The sequence below is a fragment of the Laceyella sediminis genome (assembly GCF_003003125.1).
Taxonomy (GTDB): Bacteria; Bacillota; Bacilli; order Thermoactinomycetales; family Thermoactinomycetaceae; genus Laceyella; species Laceyella tengchongensis.
On the sequence record NZ_PVTZ01000007.1, the window covers coordinates 53855 to 72960 of the forward strand.

The 19106-nt window shown below is 50.7% G+C and carries 15 protein-coding genes; 8 read left to right on the top strand and 7 right to left on the bottom strand.

The features are described 5' to 3' along the window. The first annotated feature begins 55 nt into the window (after nt 1-55). The 3 genes from CLV36_RS09695 to CLV36_RS09705 all read left to right on the top strand — a co-directional run bounded on the left by CLV36_RS09695 (nt 56) and on the right by CLV36_RS09705 (nt 2024). Nucleotides 56-1000 carry a trypsin-like serine peptidase gene (locus tag CLV36_RS09695; RefSeq protein ID WP_106342548.1) on the top strand — a complete coding sequence of 315 codons (945 nt, stop codon included), beginning with the start codon at nt 56-58 and terminating at the stop codon, nt 998-1000. A 62-nt stretch (nt 1001-1062) separates the two neighbouring features. Next, nucleotides 1063-1446, top strand: a complete 384-nt coding sequence (locus CLV36_RS09700) for a carboxypeptidase-like regulatory domain-containing protein (protein ID WP_181352962.1) — start codon at nt 1063-1065, stop codon at nt 1444-1446. A gap of 185 nt (nt 1447-1631) precedes the next feature. Then, on the top strand, nt 1632-2024 hold the full coding sequence (locus tag CLV36_RS09705) for a carboxypeptidase-like regulatory domain-containing protein (protein WP_106342550.1): 393 nt from the start codon (nt 1632-1634) through the stop codon (nt 2022-2024). 98 nt (nt 2025-2122) lie between these two features. On the opposite strand, the gene CLV36_RS09710 is transcribed toward CLV36_RS09705, so the two are convergent. The 5 genes from CLV36_RS09710 to CLV36_RS09725 all read right to left on the bottom strand — a co-directional run bounded on the left by CLV36_RS09710 (nt 2123) and on the right by CLV36_RS09725 (nt 4576). After that, nucleotides 2123-2395 carry a hypothetical protein gene (locus tag CLV36_RS09710; RefSeq protein ID WP_123827402.1) on the bottom strand — a complete coding sequence of 91 codons (273 nt, stop codon included), beginning with the start codon at nt 2393-2395 and terminating at the stop codon, nt 2123-2125. Between the two features lie 442 nt (nt 2396-2837). Further along, a complete protein-coding gene (locus CLV36_RS09715) occupies nt 2838-3146 on the bottom strand; it encodes a hypothetical protein (protein WP_106342551.1) in 309 nt (102 codons plus the stop codon). A gap of 667 nt (nt 3147-3813) precedes the next feature. Continuing rightward, complete coding sequence (locus CLV36_RS09720) at nt 3814-4179, bottom strand: group I truncated hemoglobin (protein WP_106342552.1); 366 nt, start codon at nt 4177-4179, stop codon at nt 3814-3816. 98 nt (nt 4180-4277) lie between these two features. After that, the gene (locus CLV36_RS17305; RefSeq protein WP_181352963.1) at nt 4278-4442 is read right to left on the bottom strand and encodes a hypothetical protein; all 165 of its coding nucleotides are present in this window, start codon (nt 4440-4442) and stop codon (nt 4278-4280) included. Further along, nucleotides 4412-4576 (bottom strand): nucleoside hydrolase, encoded by a 165-nt coding sequence (locus CLV36_RS09725; protein ID WP_245888338.1) that lies wholly within the window; start codon nt 4574-4576, stop codon nt 4412-4414. The genes CLV36_RS17305 and CLV36_RS09725 overlap by 31 nt, the downstream gene beginning before the upstream one ends. Before the next feature lie 644 nt (nt 4577-5220). Between CLV36_RS09725 and CLV36_RS09730 the strand changes: the two genes are divergently transcribed. From CLV36_RS09730 to CLV36_RS09750, 5 genes are all read left to right on the top strand, one after another. Beyond that, nucleotides 5221-5574 carry a hypothetical protein gene (locus CLV36_RS09730; RefSeq protein WP_102991607.1) on the top strand — a complete coding sequence of 118 codons (354 nt, stop codon included), beginning with the start codon at nt 5221-5223 and terminating at the stop codon, nt 5572-5574. A 307-nt stretch (nt 5575-5881) separates the two neighbouring features. Continuing rightward, on the top strand, nt 5882-13930 hold the full coding sequence (locus CLV36_RS09735; protein WP_106342554.1) for a type I polyketide synthase: 8049 nt from the start codon (nt 5882-5884) through the stop codon (nt 13928-13930). 159 nt (nt 13931-14089) lie between these two features. Further along, the gene (locus CLV36_RS16990) at nt 14090-14461 is read left to right on the top strand and encodes a hypothetical protein (RefSeq protein WP_146130622.1); all 372 of its coding nucleotides are present in this window, start codon (nt 14090-14092) and stop codon (nt 14459-14461) included. After that, nucleotides 14364-15164 (top strand): membrane protein insertase YidC, encoded by an 801-nt coding sequence (gene yidC / locus CLV36_RS09745; protein ID WP_106342556.1) that lies wholly within the window; start codon nt 14364-14366, stop codon nt 15162-15164. Before CLV36_RS16990 ends, yidC begins: the two co-directional genes overlap by 98 nt. A gap of 143 nt (nt 15165-15307) precedes the next feature. Next, complete coding sequence (locus CLV36_RS09750) at nt 15308-15763, top strand: MarR family winged helix-turn-helix transcriptional regulator (protein ID WP_102991603.1); 456 nt, start codon at nt 15308-15310, stop codon at nt 15761-15763. 128 nt (nt 15764-15891) lie between these two features. Here CLV36_RS09750 and CLV36_RS09755 read toward each other — a convergent pair whose 3' ends face one another. After that, entirely contained in the window at nt 15892-16974 is a 1083-nt protein-coding gene (locus CLV36_RS09755) for a lamin tail domain-containing protein (RefSeq protein ID WP_106342557.1), read from the bottom strand. A gap of 284 nt (nt 16975-17258) precedes the next feature. Continuing rightward, nucleotides 17259-18941, bottom strand: a complete 1683-nt coding sequence (locus tag CLV36_RS09760) for a cell wall-binding repeat-containing protein (protein ID WP_181352964.1) — start codon at nt 18939-18941, stop codon at nt 17259-17261. Nucleotides 18942-19106 lie beyond the last annotated feature (165 nt).

The window sequence follows — 19106 nt, forward strand, 5'->3', positions numbered from 1 at the left end:
CCTACTCACCGTCTCCGCCCCCATGACCCAATTCCCTTAAAGGAGTGATTCATTCATGTTGCACAAGAAACAGCTGTTTGCGTTAGCTGCCTCCTTGTCATTCGTTTGCGCCATCGTCTTTTCATCCAGCGGCTCTGCCGTTTATGCGACGGTTACAGAAGCCCCATCCCCCCACACCCCCGTTTCCAACAAAGGCGCCACCATTCAGCCCGTCCCATACGGCAAAGACACAGTCAAACAACGCTTCGGGGCTTACACCAAAGGGCACAAGGGCACCCAAGAACGGCGCGATCTCACAGCCTCCCCATCTGAAACCAAACCAGACGGCGGCGCTGGTACAGAATCGATCATCGGCGCAGACAACCGCACCCGAGTCACCAACACAGCCGTCTACCCCTATAGCGCCATTGTACATATCGTCAGCGACATCGGTGGATGTACTGGTTGGATGATCGGTCCGGACACCGTGGCCACTGCTGGCCATTGCTTGTATGATCCCAACGAAGACAAATGGGCCTCCTTTGCTACCGTCTATCCGGGAAGAGACGGCGACCACCTTCCCTATGGCTCCGCCGATGGCGTGGAATTCTTCTCCGTGATCGGCTGGGTACATGACGGCAACACCAACTATGATTATGGTGCGATCAAGCTGGACAAACGCATCGGCGACTCCACCGGTTGGTTCGGATACCGATACCAATCCAGCTCCATGAACGGAACGGCTGAAAACATCAGCGGCTATCCCGGCGACAAACCATACGGAACCCAATGGCAACACGCCGATCGTATTCGCGAAACACACAAACACAAGCTGTTATACGCCAACGACACCTATGGCGGCCAAAGCGGCTCTCCTGTTTACCAAAACAGCTATGCCTATTGCGGCGTCTGCTCCATCGCGATCCATACCAACGGTGTGTACGGCGGCTCCAGCTATAACCGCGGCACGAGAATCACAAAAGAAGTTTTCGAAAATTTGAACACCTGGAAAGCGCAATGACGTCTATAAGATAGGGTGGGAGTTTCCCCTCTATCTTTTTTTGTTAAAGGAGGATCATGATCATGAACCTTACACGCTTCTCCAGCTTCTTCCTCTCCCTGCTTTCAATCAGCATGCTGGTCAGCGCTGGATGCAACAATCTCAGCGGAGACGCGCCCAATCCCCAGCCGGGACAACGCATCACTGTCACGGGCACTGTCGTGGACACAGACGGACATCCGATCGCCCAAGTCCTTGTCATGCCTGAACCCGCCGACGACAAAAGCGGACCCATTCCCGAAATCGCCGTCTACACTGACGCGGAAGGCCGTTTCTCCTGGACGGTTCCTCCTGGCACGTATGACTTTGTCTTTCGCAAGCCAGGATACGCCCTTCACAAGGAGCGGGTACAAGCCATACCTGGCAAACAAGCGCCCCACCTGCGGGTGCAACTCAAACCGAATTGATCCGCAAAAATTCCCCGTTTTCTAGAACCAGAAAACGGGGAACTGCTTTTATCGTGAGCAAAAGTAGGATGTATCGTGTTTACATCTTAAGGAAACTCAGATAACGTTGAACATATTGCTCCTCTCCGTTAGGCCTTTTCCATCCATGATTCCAAACCACTTCATCTTGAAAGGAGATAAAAACAATGATGCGCACAATCACGCCGCTCATCCTGCTCCTCTGCTACCTGCTCAGCGCTTGCGGGGGAACGGCGGGAACGACAAACCCGCACCCATCTGCCATACCAGAGCAAGCCTCACACCCGAAGACACTGACTAACGTATCCGGGCAAGTCTTGGACCAGTTGGGCAACCCTCTCCCCGGTGTCATCGTCACCCCCATTCCCACCGGATCGCACCCTGTCGCCTTGCCGCGCATCGTGCGTTATACCGACGCCAATGGCAAATTTACTTGGCCGGTGCCACCCGGTACCTACGATTTCACCTTCCAGTGCAACGGATACTTAGGGCAACGCATCTCCGTCGACACCACCAAGACAAAGGCGCCAATCACCGTACGCTTGATGCCGGCCAAATAACTAACAGCCCCCTCCACATGGGGGGCTTTGTTGCGCCTATGGTGTGGTTGGGTAATCAAAAGTTTTCAAGCCAAACGAAATATAATAGCCACGATTGTTTATTTTCGTTCCTTTTTATCTGTAATGATATTCATCTTCGGACGTTCTCCTATATGAAAGAAAAGAGGTGTCCCATCAGGATACTTACTTAACTCTTTTTGTAACCATTTCTCAGCCTGTTCATTCTTTTCACCCTCAATATACTCAACATAAGCACCAGCCCCGCCTTCTTTGCAAATGGCAAGCGGCCACTGCACGCGATCAAATCCATCCTTTGGTGGATGATTCTTTAACGCTTCTTTGTTTCTAGCTCCTTCATTTTTACGATCCAACGTACAAGTAGTGATTTTCGTTACTCTGAAAGCTTTTCGAAAGAACGAAACTCTTTCAGGAAACTACTGATCCGAAATGAAAAAGGCTCGATCATCGACTTTTACTATATTGATTTTCTTTGATTCTTCATGCATCGTACACCCTGCCAAAACGAAAATAGAACAGAAAATGATGATCAAATTACGCATTAACTACCTTCCACCTCCATTGAATACGACGAAAATAACAAAAAAATGTTGCGGAATCAAAAAATAACGAGCTATATGCACAGCCCGCTTGATCCAGATGTGGCCCAAGCTTGCTTATCTGTTTGATACGAGGCCTTGTTGACAACAATCCTATGTAAACCATGTTAACCACTCATTCATTTTGGTCTTTCTTTACGTATGAGGCTTTCAGCCCACCAACCTTAGGGTAGTGGGCTTAATTTTGCTTTTATGGTCACCACGTAAAACGAATCGCGTTTCGGGCCTGATTAAGTATGGTCTGGACCAATGGAACATTATTGCCGTCGCAACTAACCATGATTATTTCCCACCATCTATTAGGTGTTGGATGGGAAAGATGAGCAATGGAAATATAACATCCGTCTTTATGACCTGAAATTTCCCAATTGGTCACACGTACATTATTAAATCCTCGTCTCGTCAATTCTCTTGAAATCTCTTGTTTTTGTTGTTGCAACCGGTTAAAGTCTCCATATAGAACACCTTCATTACCCAAATTGGTGCCCCAAAATAATGTTGCCAAGAAGGCTCCTCCTTTTATATGGTGCTTCTGCTGATTGATCTTATGTCTAAACGGAACACATCGTTCCTGTTAGGAAGATAAATAGGCTCATAACCCTATATCAGGCAGAATAAGCATCGGTTCTGATCTTCTTTGGCCTGGTTACCAATCCCCAATAAACAAACCAACCGAACCTCTAATGAGATGCCGGTTGGATCAACATGATTGATGATGGTCATGTATGTTATAAGTTCCTAAAGTCAGCTTGCCAATCGCTTCCTTCGACGAGCGATCTGCTTGGATGTGAATGAAATAGTCCGCCAAATCCTTGGCCAACCTCTCTAAGCCAGAAATAAGATAAGGATCACAGTGTCCACTTGCATAAAATCAGGTAGTGAAGCCATGTCAGAAGATGTTAGATGGGAATGTTGTGTAAGGTGAGGGGTTGGTTGCTGGGTTAAAAGCTTAATGATGTCTACATTTTAATATAGTTAGGCACTATAATTTATTAATTATTTATTATATAAAAATAATGATAAAATTACCCAAGATTTTTTTCTTTTATCTTTATTTCAGTGCTGGATATGCGCAGTTCCATTGAAACCCAATCTTATTTCAGTCCATATCAATAGCCATCTCCGCACATCAAACAACCCGATGACAAACTCGCATCGGGTTGGTCGCTTGCTTATTTGTACAAAACGTCATCTCTTAAAGTCGCCACTTTATTCAATGCTGTGTCGATATCCGACTCAGCCACACCGAAGTGAGCGAGGGCATCATGCAAGTGCTTTACAATCGCGTCAAAATGCTCTGGTTGCAGGTTCATGCCTTCATGCGCTTTCGCCATGGACAGACCGCTGTATTGGTTTGGGCCGCCCAATGCGAAACTGATAAATTTGGTCTGATGGCGGCGCTGTTTCTCCATGTCGGTGTTCTCAAAAAAATGGTTTACTGTATCATCAGCTAATACCAATTCATAAAAGTAGTCAACTACTTTGGCGATGGTTTCTTCTCCGCCAAGCTTTTCGTAGAGTGTGCTTGTTTGAGGCATAACCCTGTTCCCTCCACTTTTTTTCTGTTCCAATTCCCTTTGTATTATTAACACACGAATTGGTTTTATGCAAAGAAAAAAGCGGAAGGGCGTTTGCTTCATTTGGTCATGACCTGCAAGAAGTCCCGCTTGAATGCCTTCTTCTGCATGCTGATGGCGATCCGGTGTATGATTTTCCCTGGTTCGCTAGGGGTGGGGATTTCTCTGAAATCGGCCACACTTGCTCCTCTGGTCACCGATGTAGCAGATTGCACGACTGCCACGGAACGATCAACAAAAGTTTTCTGGGAGTGTTTCCGAAGCTGGCGACAACCCCCAATACGCGGATGCGGGGATGCAAAAGGGCATAGATCAATGCGACTGCATCATCAATGCCGACATCGGCAAACAACAGCACTTTTTTTCTTATCCATATTCACCCTTCCTTCGATCAGCTGTGTTTACTTTCTTGTCCAAACAAGCTCATGAAGTTGTGCGCCAAACACGCCAATGCCATCATGGCGGTACAGGGCGATGGATGTATTTTGAAATGAATAACATATGACCGCCTATGTCTGTTTCACCCGTCAAAATTTCGGTTGATGCGTCCGTTTCAGCGTTGCTCCCGTACACGGCACCCGTCCATTTATCGACAATTCAGTGAACTACGTGCCAGGAAAAGGTAAAAGATGCAACCAAACGATCTTCTAGGGCGTGTCTGATGAATAGGCCAGTGACTCTCTCATTCGCTTCACTTGTGCATCGGCGCTCCTCGAGAAAAGGTTTTTCCGCCGCTTCTTCCCCACCAACTCGATTTGCCAGACACATCCTAGCAACTGCTCACTCAGCCATGAAAATCGCGGTCATGACTTAGCCCAAGAAAATTACCAATTCAGCCCTAATTAAAGGAAAAGTCTGTTTTCCATCGGTTAAGCGCTTTAATTCATCTTGAAATATCAGAAATCACTCTTCTTTTATTAGAAAAAACAGTGTAATCTATAGATTGATGGGATGAAAAATATGATCCAACCTATCATTTTCTTCACAAAGGAGGGATTTGCCATGAAGATGAAGTTCTCTTTTCTGTTTCGGAACCATGAAGAAACAAGAGATACTGACCGATACACCTTATTCTTACAAAACAACATCATTCCCAACATCTTAGAAGTTGATGGAGTCTCTCACGTCGAGCTTTGCCATTTGGCCCCGTTTACCTTTGCGATGACACAGGATGGCGCCCAAACGGAGCCACAACATGTGCTGCAAATGGACATTTATTATGATAGTGTCATCGACTTCCAGCAAGCGATGAATTCCTTCAATAACGCTTATCTTGTGGATGAAATCGTGAAAGCGTCCGAATACACCGATTTGTATATTTCCTGCATTGTTGACTATACGCCGGAAAACGTTTAATACCTATGACTGAAAGCCATACCTTGGTTCCGCACTTATTTCTTACAAATAGAACAATGGTCTGATCTATATCATATTGAGCAACCTTCGCATACGGCGGCGAAGGTTGCTTCTTTTTGCGCTTTTCTCCCCATTTCCAATCTCACCCATTCATAGAATTTATTAATTAATTACAATAAACAAATCCAAAAAATATTAATTTGAATTTATAATTATATGTATTTCTGATTAAAAAATTGGCTTACTTACGTTCTAAAATAGTATAATTAAAATATTCAATACCTATACATAGAGGTGAGCATTCATCGTGAAGCCGAGTTCTATTGCTATTGTCGGAATTGGAAGTCATTATCCAGGAGCATCCGATTTAAAAGAACTTTGGGAAAACATCCTATCCCGACGCAGGCAATTTCGTGAAATGCCTAAACAACGGTTGCCGCTCGATGAGTATTATGATCAACGAGCTGACGCCCCTGACAAAACATACGGCCGTTTTGCCGCAGTGATTGACGGCTTTTCATTTGATTGGGCTAAGCGACGCATTCCTAAGACCACTTACGAAGGTTCCGATATTGTACATTGGCTGGCATTAGAGGTAGCCTCACAGGCATTGGCCGACGCAGGGTACACCCGAGACAAGATCCCCAAAGACAAGACGGGGGTCATCGTGGGCAACACCTTGACCGGCGAGTTCACCCGCGCCAACACCTTGCGGCTCCGCTGGCCGTATGTCCGCAAGACCCTTCGGGCTGCCGGCAAGTCCCAAGGTTTATCCGACGCGATGATTAAACAATTGGAACAACAGATGGAGAGCATCTATAAGTCGGCTTTCCCGCCTGTCACGGAAGATACACTGGCTGGCGGATTGTCCAACACCATCGCCGGAAGAATATGCAACTATTACGATCTGCACGGCGGCGGTTATGTAGTTGACGGCGCATGCTCCTCTTCCTTGCTGGCTGTGGCCACGGCTGCCGGAAAATTGGCGAACGGCGAGCTGGATCTGGCATTGGCCGGCGGAGTGGACATCAGCCTAGACCCATTGGAAGTGGTAGGTTTCGCCAAAGCTGGCGCATTGACCAAAAACGATATGAATGTGTATGACCGCCGATCCAGCGGTTTCATTCCAGGTGAAGGCTGTGGCTTCATCATGATGAAACGGTTGGAAGACGCCAAGCGGGATGGCGATTATATTTACGCGGTCATCCAAGGGTGGGGCATCTCTTCCGACGGCAAAGGCGGCATCACTGCCCCCAAAGCGGAAGGACAAGCCCTAGCTCTGCTTCGCGCATACGAGATGGCCGGTTATTCTCCGCATGAACTGGATTTCGTGGAAGGACACGGCACCGGTACCGTACTTGGCGACCGCATTGAATTGCAAGCAATCAACCAGGCACGAGAAGCATATGGAGAACCGCAGGCGCGCTCTTGTGGTGTCACCTCCTTCAAATCTTTGGTCGGCCACACCAAAGCGGCTGCCGGCATCGGCGGACTGATTAAGGCCGTTTTGTGCGTGAACCAACGCGTACTCGCACCGACGGCCGCTTGCCATGAACCAAATGACATTTTCCAAACCTCTGCGCAGAGTATCTATCCTATCCTGCAGGGGGAAATCCGCGCGCCAGAAGAACGCCTTCGCGCCGGGGTTTCAGCGATGGGCTTTGGCGGCATCAATTGCCATGTCACATTGGAGTCGGCCGATTTGCCCAAGCCAGAGCTCAAACCGGAGCTTGACGAGAGAGCATTGCTCGTTTCCAATCAGGACACGGAGCTGTTTGTATTTGCCGCTGACGACAAAGAGGACTTGCTGTCTCAAATCAAAGAGGCCCAACAGCTTGCGGCTGGCATCAGTATCGCAGAGTTGGCCGATTTGGCCCATCTGCTTGCCGAGCGGGTCAAGCCGAATGCCAAGGTTCGTGCTGCACTGATCGCCGACCATCCCGACCGTCTAGCAGAACAACTGGCCTTTGTGTCGGATAAGCTGGAACACGCTTTCCCTGCAAAAGGGGAAGTGTTCACTGACATGGATAAGCAGGTCTGGATCAGCAATCAAGTAAGTCGGCACCGCGTCGGATTCTTGTTCCCAGGCCAGGGTTCGCAAAAACTGAACATGGCCCGACTGCTGGTAGAACGCTTCCCTTGGGCGCGAGAAATCGCCGAGCGGGCATGGGAAGCCGCTCCAAAGGCGCAGAAAACGATGTTCCGTCCCCTCGACCGGGCGCGGGATCGCGAGGAACTGAACACATGGTTCAAAGAACTAAGCCAGACAGAAGTGGCTCAACCAGCCATTTGCTTGGCATCTACACTGTGGCGCGCATTTTTGGAGAAGTTGGGCATCCAGCCCCAATTCACTGCCGGACACAGCTTAGGCGAGCTGACAGCCTTAAACACTGCGGGAGCTTATGATGAAGCGACGCTGTTCCGCCTAGCAGCAGCCCGGGGCAAAGCGATGTCCGCTCCGGCGGAAGAGGCAGGAACGATGGCCAGCCTGCGTTGTGGTCGGCAAGAAGCGGAGGCGCTGTTGGCTGATGTGCCGGGTTACGTGGTAATCGCCAACCTCAACAGCCCGTCGCAAACTGTGATATCCGGTGAAAAAGAAGCTGTCGCCGAAGTGGTGGCTCGGGCGCAAGCACGCCAGATTCAAGCGATCCCACTGTCCGTGTCCAATGCTTTCCATTCCAAATTGGTCGGACAAGCGTCTCTCTCGTTGCGTAAACAAGCTCCGTTGCCTGCGGATCCGGTGGCGTTGTCTGTTCCATTCATTTCTGGCATTGACGGCGAGCGGATGGACACGCTTGCAGACGGAAACGATTATTTCGCCAAGCAGATCGTGGAAAAAGTGAATTTTGTCTCCCTGCTTTCCGCAGTAAAAAACCAATGCGATTTGTTGGTGGAAGTGGGTCCTGGACGGGTGCTGACGGGATTGGTGGCTGAGAGTTCCATCAACCTGCCCTGCTTCCCTGTCGAATCAGCGCCGGGCAAACTGCAAGATCTGCATCGCTTTTTGGCGGCGTATTTTACACACGGCGGAGACGTGCAATGGGCATGGTTGTATGCCAATCGCCTGATCCGTCCGTTTGTACCAGTTGCTGAGAAAGCATTTATTGTGAATCCTTGTGAAAATCCATTAACCATTCCCGAGTCCCCATTCAGCGGAACGGCTAACGTATCTCTGCCGGAGCCATCCGACCTGCCTCCAGGGGTGTGGGAAAGATATCTGGAAGAACGAGGGGCCTTTTTGTACGATGTGATTCAAGCTGATCTCAAACATATGCGCCTGACGCCCTCTTCTGGGCAACAAACCGGGCATGCGCCGACGCCGTCCATCGTTCGGCCGACGCCATCATCCGCACAGCCCGCGGCACCATCGACAAACGCCCCATCTGTCACTCAAGCGGCAATCCAATTGGCCGCAAAACAAACGGGGTATCCGTCCGCATCGATCACTCTCAATCATCGGCTGTTGGATGATTTGAACCTAGATTCAATCAAATCAGCGGAATTCGTCTCTTCCCTGGCGCAACAGTTTGCGGTCGCTGACAAAATCGATCCCGGCGATTTCGCCAATGCCACCTTGGCGGAAGTGTGCCAAGCGCTGGAAACGCACATCGCTCCAGCCGCGAACCGAAACGGGCTACCGGACGTATCCCAAACTTTGTTGCAGTTGGCCGCCCAACTGACCGGTTATCCGGCTGATTCGATTCGCATGGACATGCGTTTGTTGGATGATTTGAACCTGGATTCGATCAAATCGGCGGAGCTCGTCTCTTCCCTAGCACAACAATTTGCGGTCGCTGATAAAATCGATCCTAGCGATTTCGCCAATGCCACGTTAGCGGAAGTGTGCCAAGCGCTGGAGACGCACATCGCCCCAGCCGCAAACCGAAACGGGCTACCGGACGTCTCGCAAACCGTGTTGCAAATGGCCGCCCAACTGACTGGATATCCGGCTGATTCCATTCACATGGACATGCGCTTGTTGGATGATTTGAACTTGGATTCGATCAAGTCGGCGGAGCTCGTCTCCTCCCTAGCACAACAATTTGCGGTCGCCGACAAAGTGGATCCCAGCGATTTTGCCAATGCCACTTTGGCAGAAGTGTGCCAAGCACTGGAACCACATGTCGCGCCGAGTGGCCAAGAAACCGGGAAGCTTGACGCCGCCCATTCTTTGTTGCACTGGGCTGCCCAACTGACCGGATATCCGGCTGATTCCATTCACATGGATATGCGCTTGTTGGATGATTTGAATTTAGACTCCATCAAATCGGCCGAATTAGTGAGCCATGTGGCTAAAGAAATGGGCGTAGAGGAAAAAGTGGACCCGAGCGATTTCGCTAACGCTACCTTGAGAGAGATCGAACAAGCTCTCACTCCGGCGCCAGTTCAGCAACCTGTTGCTTCCCCTGTTCCGGCACCGGTTCAATCAGAGCATGGGGAGCGCGCTTGGGTGCGCAACTTTGTTATCAATTATGTCGAAGCACCGCGCCACAATTCAGCTCCTCTCTCCTTCTCGGAGACGACACGCTTCTTGATTGTCGCAGAACCATCGGAGCAAGCTTGGGCGCAAGCACTGGCCGCGGAATTGTCCAGCCACCAGGTGCCAGTAGAGCTGTCCACCTTGGCAGAATTGTCCGCGCAAAAGCAAGCGCGGCAGGAAGAAATCAGCCATGCCGTGGTCATTTTGCCGCAAGCGGATGGCAAAGAAGAATTGACGGAGATGGTCAAACGGTTGCAATGCGTGATCACCCCCGGCAACGGACTAAGCTACCGGACATCGATCAGCTATATCCAATACGGCGGTGGCCTGTTTGGAAGCGGCACGGAACCGATTCAGTTGGCTACCTGCACCGCTAACTCTTTTGCCGCCAGCCTTCACATGGAACGCCCACACGCCGCCATTCGAGTGATTGACTTGAGCCCGGCGTTATCTCCTGTGACCATGGCGAAACCGATTTTGGAAGAAATCATGGCAGCTGAAACGTTTGTTTCCGTCGGTTATGATCAAAACGGAATCAGACGCGTTCCGCAATCTGTCGTTCAACAGCCTCATACCTACCCTGCCCGCGCTATCACCTGGACTGGTGAGGATGTGGTGCTGGTAACCGGTGGGGCCAAAGGAATTACGGCGGAGTGTGCATTGGCGGTAGCCCGGGCAACCGGCGTGAAGATGGCATTGGTGGGCCGTTCGGGCGCAGACCATCCGGATGTGCGGCGAACCCTGGCGCGATTCCAGCAATCAGGGTTGATTTGCCGGTATTATGCGTGCGACATGGCCGATCAAGCCGCAGTCGAGCTACTGATCAACCGCGTGCGCGAAGAGCTGGGGCAAGTGACGGGCGTCATCCATGGGGCTGCCTTAATGAAACCGCGACGGGCTGAACAAATCACTCTGGCTGGATTCATGGAAGAGATCGGCCCCAAAGTGTTGGGCGCGTTGCACCTGGTGAAAGCACTCCAATATCAACCGCCCAAGCTATTTGTAGGCATCTCCTCCTTAGCGGGTGTCACCGGTATGGCCGGAAACACTTCCTATGGATTCTCCAACGAAGCGTTGCAATTGATCTTGCGCAGATTTGGCATGGAGCATCCAGAAACCGAAGTGTTATCCGTGGCTTTCAGCGTGTGGGATGAAGTCGGTATGGGTGTGCGGGCCGGTAGCATCGACTTCTTGGAGAAGAAGGGAACCTACGCCATTCCTGTCGCGGAAGGGGTGGGTCGGTTTGTCCATTTGTTCTTGCACGATCCATCCGCCAAACAAGTGATCATCACAGCCAAGCTGGGCGGGTTGGACACTTGGCATCCTCGTCCCGTGCCAAGAGAGCGCTCCTACCGATACATCGGGGACATTCTTTACGATCATCCCGAAGTGGAGCTCATCACCCGGGTTCGCTTAACGTTGGAGCAAGACCCGTATGTGAAAGATCACGTGTACAACGGCACCTATCTGTTCCCTGCCGTATTCGGCCTGGAAGCGATGGCTCAAGCCGTCTCTTATGTCACTGGCATCGTTGATTTCAGCCATGCCCAAATTGAGGACATTCGCTTCTCCTTGCCGATCACGCTCGATCCGCGCACCGGGGCGCTGATAGAAATCCGCGCGGAAGTATTGGAAGACGGGCGGGTTAAAACGGAAATTCGTACGGAAAAGAATGGGTTTGCTAAACCTTACTTCACGGCGACATTTGCGTTCCCTGCTGAGCGCGAGGCGATCATGGAACCCATCACCTTCCCAGCGCAGGCATTGCCCATCGATCCAAAAACCGATCTATACGGGCCGCTCCTGTTCCAAGGTCCCTCCTTCCATCGGTTGGCGGATGTATACGAAGCGGCGCACGATCCGGAGCAAAAAACCGGTCATTGCTTGTTCACCGCTCAAACTAGCGACGGGGAATATGTGCTCGGTGATCCTTACTTCCACGATGCCTTGTTGCAATCTGCGCGAATCATCACGCCGCAAGACTTGTGCTTGCCTGTGAAAATCGATTCCTTCCAACACCTGGGACAGAGTCTGGCCGGGTCAGGAATACGACGCGCGGTAACAAAGCTACAACAGCAAACAGACACTTCCTACACCTACATGGTAGATGTATTGGATGAACACAACCGAGTCATCCAGCGCCTGAACGGCTACCAAGTGCACTTGATGGAGCGCTTCCCAGAACTGCCGACGGCAAATGAGCTTTGCTCACCGGCTTACATCGATGAACAGCGGTTAGCGAAGGCGATTCAGTCTCATGCGGACACGCTGGAGGTGGATGTTCCGGTCATCACGCTCACCCATTGTCCCGGCATTCATCAACAACCGCGCGAAATGCGCCATGAGAAGCTCCTGCCGTTGTATAAACGAGCAATCGCCTTGGCCGGTGGAGACGAAGCATATCCGCTTACTTGGGATGAAAACGGCAAACCTCATGTGACAGGGCAAAACGGGTCAGCTGTCCGTTTCCATGTTTCGTTCTCCCATGACGACGAAATCTCCATCTGCACCGTCGGTCAAGGGGAGCAAGGTTGTGACATTCTGCCGATCGACGACAAACGGGGCGAAGAAGAATGGCACCGCCTGCTGACAAGCAATCACCATCCGCTATTACAAGCGCTGATAGCGCACGGTGATTCAGTCTCACTGGCTGGCAGCCGCATCTGGAGCGCCCGAGAGGCAGCCGAAAAGGCCAGCGGGGAAAAAGTGCGACATGTTGAAATCGGACAGCGAGCCGACGAAGCGGTATTGTTGCGCGCGATCACAGACACCGCCGAGCTGACTGTCCTCACTTTGCCGGTCCAATTGTCACTACCGGCGAAGCGAATGGTGGCCGTCGTCATCGTCTGTCAGCGGGAGGAAAAAGACACCGCACCATCCTTCGGTGAGTTTCATCCCGAACATGGCTTTGTCTATCGCTTCCCGCTCACATTCAAAGATGCGGCCACGTTGAGCCGGAAAGTGAGCCTCACCCGCTTCGCCGAATGGATGGGCAAAGTCAGGGAGTTATCCCTCTCTACTGTCCAGAGTCGGATCACGGAGCAGTTTGCCTCCGGTAAATGGGGCATGGTGACCAATTTCGCCCAAACAGAAATTGTGGGCGAGGCCTCATCCGATGATGTGATTGAAGTTCACTTGCAAATCGATCATATCCAGGACAACCAATACATGGAGTTGGTGTACTACTGGTACAAAGTGTCTCCGAATGGAGCATTAGAACTGATCGCGACCAGCCGACAAGGGTTGACGTGGGTGGAAATCATCGGCCACGGCGTGGTTCGCCCCGCTCCGTTCCCTGACTACTACGCGCAATTCTTGCGGGAGAAATTGACGGTCATGGGGCATAACGGCCCAGCCACCCGCACAGAAACGCTTTTGTCCAAGGAATTGTTGGGACCAGTGGTGTTCACCGCTCAGTCAGGGCCGGCTAATCGCTGGGTGTTGCAAACGGGCACCTTTGAAACTTGCTTAGAAGAGTCCAATCTTGTCGGCAATGTGTACTTCTCTAACTATACCGTGTGGCAAAACCGGGTGCGCGACCGCTTCTTCCACTCCCTAGCACCGGAATTATTCCAAGGGACGGGAGAACATGGAGAGTGGGTGCCGCTGAACAACAAAGTGCACCACTTGCGGGAAGCGATGCCGTTTGACACGATTGAAGTGCACATGTCCTTGGTCAAACGATATCAATCCGGATTGAGCCTGTTTTTTGAATACTACAGGCTAGACGAAAACGGCCAAAGACATAAGCTGGCATACGGAGAGCAAGAAATTGCTTGGATGACGCGGGATGAACAGGGCAAACCGCAACCGGCCCCCATTCCCGAAGCATTTGATAAAGCCCTGTCGCAAAAACCTGTAGGGATCCTGTCCTAACGGGCATCCATCCTAAACAAGGGGTTGGCATCTGGCCAACCCCTTTTGTTGTTGCCCCTAGCAAGCTCGGCAGTTATGATGCATCTATTCTTTTGACATCCGCCGAACGATGCTAGATAATTAGAAGAAACATAAAAGCCGATGAGGAGGTGAATGCGGATGTGGTTTGAGTTCCACGAGATGATCCCGATGCTGGTATCCATCAGCATCATCTTGACCCTTTTATGCGCATTCAAACTGATCCGGGCTGGCCGGGACCAAATGGTGAAGCGAATCCTCTTCACCGCGCCGACGCCCCCACGCGAAACAAAGCGCAAACGGCAATGGCTGACGCGTAGCATAAAAAGGCGAGAAGGGCCTGAAGATGATGAGGATCATGTTCCCCCCGTTTTCAGCATGACCATGCTATATGAAAACCGAGGGGGAACACCTTATGAAAAAATCATCTGCATTCACGTTCATCAGGCGCTTTGGCGCCATGCTACTCCTAGCCGCGGCGCTGCTGTTGTTGGGCGGATGCCAAGCGCCTGACGCCCACGAGCCGGGTTGGTTCGCGGGCCTCTTGGCCGGGCCTTTTTCCGACTTGATCAAGATGGTTGCCGGGTTGTTTGGTGACAATTACGACTTGTCCATCATCGTGATCACTCTCTTGATCAGACTGGCGCTATTGCCAATCATGCTGAAACAGCGCCGCGACCAGCTAGCGATGAACGAAAAGATGCGTCTCATACAACCTGAACTGCAAAAACTTCAGGAAAAGTACGGTGACAAGCCACACGATGCCAAAGCGCAACAACAGATGCAACAGGAAATGATGCAACTGTACAAAAAGCACGATTTCAATCCCGTGGCGGCGTTTGGCTGTTTGCCCATCCTTGTCCAATTGCCTATTCTGATGGGTTTTTACTATGCGATCATCGGCTCACCTGACATCGCTACACATTCCTTTCTTTGGTTCAACTTGGGACAAAGCGATACCGTCATGCCGATCATTGCCATACTGGTCTCCTTATTGAACGTCAAGGTATCTGAGATCGGCTCATTGCCTCGTCAGCAAAAGACGTTGACCATGCTGAGTTATCTCTCTCCTGTATTCATCGGGCTAATCTCCTTTAACGCCCCGGCGGTATTGCCTTTGTACTGGTCCGTGAGCGGGTTGTTTCTGATCTTTCAACACCTTCTTGCGCAGCGAATGTACAAAGCAAACAGCGCTACGACGGTCGTAAGCGAATGATCATATCTAGCACGCCCCCTCAATGTAGGGGGCTTCTTTGTTGCCCTCCTTTCATCCACATCAGCTAAACACAAATAACATTTGACAGAATGTAGAATGATTTATATAAACGAAATAGCTATCCTATCATCGACCATGACGAGGTGGAAAGGGTATTGAATTTGGATAATCATCTGTGTTTCACCATTTATGCCTGTTTTCGCGAGATCAGCCGATTGTACCGCCACATTCTCGATCCCTTGGGCATCACATACACTCAGTATTTGGCGTTGCTGGTTTTATGGGAACAAGACGGATTAACGCTGAAAGAGCTGGGGCAGCGGTTGTACCTCGATTCCGGCACCTTAACCCCGCTCATGAAAAAGTTGGAGACCATGGGATTGGTCACACGAAAACGTTCAACTGAAGATGAGCGGAAAGTATTGATCCACCTGACCGATGCGGGGAGGAAACTCAAAGAAGACGCCTGCCGGATTCCAGAACAGCTTGTCCAACAAAACGAAATCTCTCCTGAAGAACTGTCCCAATTGATGCAGGAAGCACGACATTTATTCGACCGCTTGCAGAAAGTCACCCGGGGGTTACATCACGACTCCTGAGGCAGGTTCATTCGTATACCTTGGCGCACGATAGCATAAAGCTCCCGACCGCAACCCGATTTCCCCTCAACATACACAAGCGCGTCCCAGCATGCATCTGGGACGCGCTTGTGTGTTCATTTATTCACTTAGCGATTGGCCGCCCCTTTGGTTGGGGTTGCGTCTTGGGTTGCGGCCCAATCCCCACCATCCGGCGAGCGGTACCATGAGCGATCATAACCGGTGGAACCATAGTGGTACCGATCGATGATTGCCCCATTGGGTGCTCTCAACGTAACATCATCTCCACCGCTATTGTTGAAGTAGTTATTTGTTTCCCATACAAAATAACCTTTGGCGGGAATGGACGTGCCACTCGGGATCACATACGGAGCTCCACCGCCGTCAACCACATCGTCAATCACATAACCGGACAGGTCGATTGTAGAAGAAGTGGGATTGTATATCTCCACAAACTCGTTGGTAAATGTGCTGGAAGGAGCAGGCAACACTTCGTTGATAACTAAGTTGCCCGCAGGTGTCCCTCCGTTGTTCGACTTGGTGTAACCCGCTGCTTTCGCATCCGCTTCACTGAAGAAAAACACCCGCTTCTCAATGGGCACTTGCTTATAGTCGGCCGGCGCTACATACTTCTTCGTGCTGTAATCACCCACGAATTTGTCTTGAGGTTGCCCAGAGATCCGATCGCGGAATTCAAACGGCAGTTCCTTGATCGGGTTGGCGGTGCTCCACATCCCGCGCCCATTCTGCTTCGCTTCGAGATACGCATTTTGGTATTCGCTGAAGTGCAACAGGTTGGGCCAAATATAATAAGTAACGGCATGTCCTTGACGCACCATCTCTTTGTTCACGTCTAAGCTACCTTTGTGGAGATGAGCCAACAAGCGCCCATAAGCATCTGTTTCTTCCACGTCCGTCTCCACTGTCACTTTGGTTCCGCTGGGAAGGAGTTGGGCCAAGTAATTCTTGGCGTTGGTGCCCCAGGGTTCTTGGGACGCGCCTTGATAGTTGGTTTCCGGGGTATCGATGGACAACATGCGCACCTTATTCGTGCCCTTGATGGTCTCTTTCAAATAAACCGTATCCCCATCCACCACACGGTCCACTGTCGCAGTGTACGTGGCCGCCTTCGATGAGGGGGCAAAGACTGAAATACTCGCTCCAATAGCAATCGCAATGATACCGAAAAGCACGGGCAAGCGCTTTTTCATGATGTGAACCTCCTCTTAGAAGTTAAGCACTTACTTTTTCATTTATACCACAAATATATTTCGTTTTTTATAAATATTCTTTGCTGTTATTATACGTTTCTACTAATTTGACAAAAGCACGCCCTTGGCATCACTTGTTGCCCTTCAAGCTGGTTTAGGCTAAGCCCGAGCACCCCCAATATCATATAAAGTGCCGACAACCTCCTCACTCCAAAAAGTAAGGCTGTCGACCCGGTTCAGAGTCAACAGCCTTTTTTCGATTTCTTCTTCCTAAGGTAAGCTTATCAGTCAATCAAGCTTTTCAGATACGATTCCACCGTGGCATTCACCGTTGTGGTGTTGCCGATCAAGTAGAACACATCACGCTTGGTGATGCTTGGCACCGTCTTCTCCAGATAAGATTTCACCATGGGATCCAATTTGTCCCGATAGGTGAGCAACATCGGGGAATAGATGCTAGCCGCCATCGGGCTTCCGGAGATGGCGTCTGGGAAATCCAGTCCGGTGGCAAAGACGATGTTGCTGGGATCCATCAAGCCGTATTGTTCATCATAGAAGTAGTTGGCGATGTTCACACCCACTTCAAAACGGTTGGCTCCGCTGATGCGATCAACCACGCCGCCGAAGGACTGGAGTTTATTTTTCACTGTGTCGGACACGGTACTCGGTCCGCCGACAATGATGAAGTTTTTAATGCCGTTGGCTTTGATGTAAGTCTCGATAGAAGCCGGAATGGAGTTGGTCGACACTTCCAAGATCGGCAAAGGAATTTGGCCGGCCGGGCTGGATGCGGACAAGGCGTCAGGATAGTTCAACCCGCTGGCAATGATAGCTGTATCGGTTTCAAAACCATCTGCTTTGATCCGGGACGCGATGTTGGCGGAAACCACGAAGCGGTCTGCACCAGCGATCCGTTCCACAGTCATACCCATGTTTCTCAATGTGTTTTCCACTGCAGTGGACACCGACCCAGTTCCGCCCAAGATGATGGCGCGGGACGGTTGCAACCGTTTGATCTCCGCAGTAATTGGTGCAGGCAAGGCATTTGTGGTGGTAAGGAGCATCGGCGCAAAGTTCAACGCCGCCAGCGGCCCACCTGCCAAGGCATCCGTATACAAATCCCCACGCGCGAGCACAATCGTATCCGCACCATAAGGGAATGCCTCCTTGCTCACGTTAGCCGACACCGCATAGCGATCAGCACCGGCAATACGCTTCAACCCTGGAGCAGTCACCGTATGGCTTTGCACCACCATGTTGCCTGTCGCCGTGGTTGCCCCCAAATCCACCCCGTGGTAACCGGTGGAAACCGTAATTTGCTTGTTGAAGCTGGTGCTGTTGAACAAGATGTCATCCGAACCGTCTAGCGCATAAAAAGTGTTGCTGGCATTCGTAGCGCTTCCGCTCAGTGTCAAAGCCGTGGTATTCTTCGGCAAACGATGATCGATGGTTTTTGGGCTGGTCACATTCAGCGTTGGCAACTGGGTGTCCATCTCCATGGTGACACCGCTGACGCTCAAGCTGTAGCTAACCGGCGCATCGGACATGCTGAAGACTACAAAGTGGTAGGTGCCCGCCGTCAATGTATCTCCAGAGAAGAATTCATTGCCGGTCTCTTCGTTCACGACAACATATCCGTAATCATCCGATGCCGGCTCGGTGACGTTTAAGGTACCGCCTTTCGTCACCTGCATTTTGTAAGAGTGAAAATTGCTCGGCTTCAGGGTGTTAGCCACCGTGACTTGCGTTACGGCCGTCATGGCGCGCACGGTTTTCTGAGAGAAAGAACTCGTTTTTTCCTGTTTATAAGTTTCTAGTTTATGAATGGTTTTGAGACGCAAAGAATTTACCATTTCATCAGCCAGGTTCACCTTTTTGCTTGGTGCGGCATCAGTCAACGCCGGTTGCACAAGCAAGGAACCGATTACAGCTGTGGCTAGGACGCCTGTAAAAAACTTTTTCTTCAAGCGAAAATCCCCTTTCCAGTCAATCATAAACTGCATCCACTATATTCATTCGCATGTTCATTTCAATTTGGGACACTGTTTCACCAAAAATTTGTGACAAAATATAGCGGGAATGACACTGATGAAACACGCCGTTTTTCGCACATTTCAGCTCTCTGATCACTG

Coding starts and splice junctions, on each gene's coding strand:
- CLV36_RS09755 (WP_106342557.1), bottom strand. CDS start 16,974: ATGAAAAAGCGCTTGCCCGTGCTTTTCGGTATCATTGCGATTGCTATT.
- CLV36_RS09720 (WP_106342552.1), bottom strand. CDS start 4,179: ATGCCTCAAACAAGCACACTCTACGAAAAGCTTGGCGGAGAAGAAACC.
- CLV36_RS09700 (WP_181352962.1), top strand. CDS start 1,063: ATGAACCTTACACGCTTCTCCAGCTTCTTCCTCTCCCTGCTTTCAATC.
- yidC (WP_106342556.1), top strand. CDS start 14,364: ATGAAAAAATCATCTGCATTCACGTTCATCAGGCGCTTTGGCGCCATG.
- CLV36_RS09705 (WP_106342550.1), top strand. CDS start 1,632: ATGATGCGCACAATCACGCCGCTCATCCTGCTCCTCTGCTACCTGCTC.
- CLV36_RS16990 (WP_146130622.1), top strand. CDS start 14,090: ATGTGGTTTGAGTTCCACGAGATGATCCCGATGCTGGTATCCATCAGC.
- CLV36_RS09730 (WP_102991607.1), top strand. CDS start 5,221: ATGAAGATGAAGTTCTCTTTTCTGTTTCGGAACCATGAAGAAACAAGA.
- CLV36_RS09695 (WP_106342548.1), top strand. CDS start 56: ATGTTGCACAAGAAACAGCTGTTTGCGTTAGCTGCCTCCTTGTCATTC.